Raw genomic sequence first — 3,884 nt, 5'->3', positions numbered from 1 at the left:
GAACAGCGCCGTGGCTCCGGCGCCGAGCTGCAGCAGGCGCCGACGCGACGGCCCCGTGCTCATGCGGCCGGCCTGCGCCGCGGGCGCCAGGGACAAGGGAAGGTGCTGACGGTCATCGACGCGGAGTGTTGCATCATTCGCGCGCCGGCCCGTCGAGGCGGACATCTATTTGCGATCCCGGATTACCCCCGACCCGCATGACCTCGCCCCTGCGAGCCACCGCTGCCGACGCGCCGGCCATCCTGCGCAGCCTCGCCGCCGTCGAGCAGGAACGGGCGCGTCGCCAGGCCGTGCCCGGGCTCGGTGAGAAGGTGCAGGCGATCAAGGCCTACCAGCAGGCGCGGTTCGAGCACACCCATGCCGAGCTGCTGGCGAGTCCGCGCTATGTCGCGGCGGCGCGCTTCTTCCTCGACGAGCTGTACGGGCCCAGCGATTTCAGCCGGCGCGACGCGCAGTTCGCCCGCATCGTGCCGGCGCTGGTGCGGCTGTTCCCGCAGGAGATCGTCGGCACCGTTGCCACGCTGGGCGAGCTGCATGCGCTGTCCGAGTCGCTCGACAGCACGATGGCCGAGGCACTGCCGTCGCCGGCCGTCGACGCACGGACCTACGCCGTGGCCTGGCAGGCCACGGGCCGGCGCGCCGACCGCGCGCAGCAGATCGACCTGATGCTCGAGGTCGGCCGTTCGCTCGACCGCTACACGCGCAAGCCGATGCTCACCACCAGCCTGCGCATGATGCGCGGACCGGCACGCGCCGCCGGCCTCAGCGAGCTGCAGTCCTTCCTCGAGCGCGGCCTCGAGACCTTCAGGACGATGCGCGGTGCGGGCGAGTTCCTGGTCGGCATCGAGGCGCGCGAACGCGCGCTGCTCGCGCAGCTCTTCACGGCCGAACCGCAGGCCGCTGCCGGCTCAGGGCAACTCCCATAGCCGCGCCGCGGCGGGGCCCGAAGAATCGGGCCTCTTTCGGAGGAGCTCGCGCATGGACATGCCGGCCAAGAAGCCCTGGCTCGCCCACTACCCCCCCTCGGTGGCGGCCACGGTCGATGCCGGCTCCGACGCCTCGCTGTCGACGCTCCTCGATCAGGCCTTCCGGCGGCATGCCGCACGCCCCGCGGCCGTGCTGATGGGGCGCGAACTCGGTTTCCGCCAGGTCGACGAGCTGGCCGACGCCCTGGGCGCCTGGCTGCAGGCCAGGGGCGTCGTGAAGGGCACGCGCGTGGCGCTGATGATGCCCAACCTGCTGCAGTACCTGGTTGCGCTCGCGGCGGTGCTGCGCGTCGGCGCCGTGGTGGTCAACGTCAACCCGCTCTACACCGCGCGCGAACTGCAGTTCCAGCTCAAGGATTCCGGCGCCGAGGTGATCGTGGTCCTCGAGAACTTCGCAGCGACGCTCGAGGAGGTGATCGACCGTACGGTCGTCAAGCACGTGGTGCTGGTCTCGATGGGCGACCTGCTGGGCTTCTGGAAGGGCCAGCTGGTCAACTTCGTGGTGCGCAACGTCAAGAAGATGGTGCCGGCCTTCACGCTGCCGCTCACCGAGGGGCGCAGCGTCACGCGCTTCAACATGGCCATCGCCGAGGGCACGCGCCTGAAGCTCGTGCGCCCGCCGGTGGGGCCGGACGACGTGGCCTTCCTGCAGTACACCGGCGGCACGACCGGCGTGTCCAAGGGCGCCACGCTGCTGCACCGCAACGTGGTGGCCAACGTGATGCAGACCGAGGCCTGGTTCCGGCCCATGCTCGACAAGGTCGGCGGCCAGCAGATCGTCTGCGTCTGTGCGCTGCCGCTGTATCACATCTATGCGCTGATGCTGTGCTTCGTGATGGGCGCGCGCCTGGGCATGAAGAACCTGCTGATCCCCAATCCGCGCGACATCCCCGGCCTCGTCAAGACGCTGACGAAGCACCGCGTCAACATGTTCCCGGCCGTCAACACGCTGTTCAACGCGCTGGCCAACAACGCCGAGTTCGCGCGGCTCGACTTCTCCGGTCTGGTGGCGTCCACCGGCGGTGGCATGGCCTGCCAGCAGGCCACCGCCGAGAAATGGCTGCGCATCACCGGCTGCCCGATGGTCGAGGGCTACGGCCTGTCGGAGACCTCGCCGCTGGTCACCTGCAACCGGCTGGACCTGCGGCAGTTCAGCGGCAACGTCGGCCTGCCGATCCCGTCGACCGAGATCGCGATCCGTGACGACGACGGCCGCGACCTGCCGCTCGGCGAGGCCGGCGAAGTCTGCATCCGCGGGCCGCAGGTGATGGCCGGCTACTGGAACCGCCCTGACGAGACCGCCAAGGTCATGACGCCGGACGGCTACTTCAAGTCGGGCGACATCGGCGTGCTGGACGAGCGCGGCTACCTCCGCATCGTCGACCGCAAGAAGGACATGATCATCGTCTCCGGCTTCAACGTGTACCCCACCGAGATCGAGCAGGTGGTCAACCTGCACCCCGGCGTGCTGGAGTGCGCGGCGGTGGGCGTGCCCGACGAGAAGACCGGCGAGGCGGTCCGGCTGTTCGTCGTGCGCAAGGACCCGTCGCTCACCGAGCAGCAGCTGGCCGACCACTGCCGGCAGAACTTCACCGCCTACAAGCGGCCGCGGCGCATCGAGTTCTGCGACGACCTGCCCAAGAGCAACGTCGGCAAGATCCTGCGTCGCGAGCTGCGCGGCCCGGGCTGAACCGCGGCGGGAACCTCCGGGGCGGCGGACGAGTCTGTCAGGACTCGTCCCTTCCTCCCACGCCGCCGCATGAACCGCCGACTCTGGGAAATCGACGCGCTGCGCGGCCTGATGCTGGTGCTGATGACGCTCACGCACCTGCCCACGCGCTATGCCGACCCGCTGGGCCAGCCGTTCGGCTACGTCTCGGCGGCCGAGGGCTTCGTGCTGCTGTCGGGCTACATGGCCGGCATGGTCTACACCGCGCGCGAGCGACGCGACGGCGAGGCCGTGATGCGCGAGGCCTTCCTGCGGCGCGCGCTGAAGATCTACGCCTGCCAGGCCGCGCTGCTGCTGTTCCTGTTCACCGTCATCGCGCTGATCGGCGTGCTGGCGCGGCAGGACGCCATCACCAACCTGATCTCCTTCTACTTCGAGCAGCCGGTCACCGCCTTCTTCAGCGGCCTGCTGCTGATCTACAGCCCGCCGCTGCTCGACATCCTGCCGCTCTACGTGGTGTTCATGGTGCTCAGCCCGCTGCTGCTGCTGCTGCACGGCCTGCAGCACGGCTGGCGGGGCATCCTCGCGCTCAGCGTGCTGCTGTGGCTGCTGGCGCAGTTCGACCTCGGCCGCGCGGTCTACGACCTCAGCGTCGCGCTCACCGGCCTGCCGGTGCCGTTTCCCCAGACCGGTGCCTTCGAGATGTTCGGCTGGCAGTTCCTGTGGGTGATGGGGCTGTGGATGGGCTCGGTGCAGTCCGCCTCGCGCGATCCGGCGCCGCTCGTCTTCCCGCCGTGGCTGGTGCGCACGGCAGTCGTGATCGGCGTCGTCGGCCTGGTGTGGCGGCACGCCGTGGGGCAGCTGCCGTTTCCCGGCGACGACGGTCTGAACCTGATGTTCGACAAATGGCACCTCGGTCCGCTGCGCGTGATCAACCTGTTCGCGCTGCTGGTGCTGACCCTGCACTTCGGCCCGCGCGTCGCGGCCCGGCTGCCGCGGCTGCGGGTGCTGGAGACGCTGGGCGCCGCCTCGCTGCCGGTGTTCTGCGCCCACCTGGTGCTGGCGCTGCTGCTGCTGGCCGTGGCCGGCGACGCCGGCACGCCGCGCGCGGCGTGGATCGACGCACTGATCCTGGTCGGCTGCTTCGCCGTCCTCTACGCGGTGGCGTGGACCAGCGGCGAACTCGACCGCCGCACCGCCGCGATGCGCCGGCAGCTGCGCTCGCAGGC

General features: G+C 70.3%; 3 protein-coding genes. All 3 read left to right on the top strand.

The window, feature by feature from the left end:
* Positions 1–197: 197 nt before the first annotated feature.
* Positions 198–926, top strand: coding sequence for a hypothetical protein (locus tag x551_RS19520; protein ID WP_011827953.1), 729 nt, complete (start codon positions 198–200; stop codon positions 924–926).
* Positions 927–978: 52 nt separating this feature from the next.
* On the top strand, positions 979–2,676 hold the full coding sequence (locus x551_RS19515) for a long-chain-fatty-acid--CoA ligase (protein WP_051512192.1): 1,698 nt from the start codon (positions 979–981) through the stop codon (positions 2,674–2,676).
* Positions 2,677–2,745: 69 nt separating this feature from the next.
* Positions 2,746–3,884: OpgC domain-containing protein (locus x551_RS19510; RefSeq protein WP_051512189.1), on the top strand; the 1,139-nt coding region annotated here is incomplete at its 3' end.

Origin of the sequence: Methylibium sp. T29 (genome assembly GCF_000576205.1) — a bacterium.
GTDB lineage: Bacteria > Pseudomonadota > Gammaproteobacteria > Burkholderiales > Burkholderiaceae_C > Methylibium > Methylibium petroleiphilum.
This window is presented reverse-complemented; position numbering and strand designations above follow the sequence as displayed.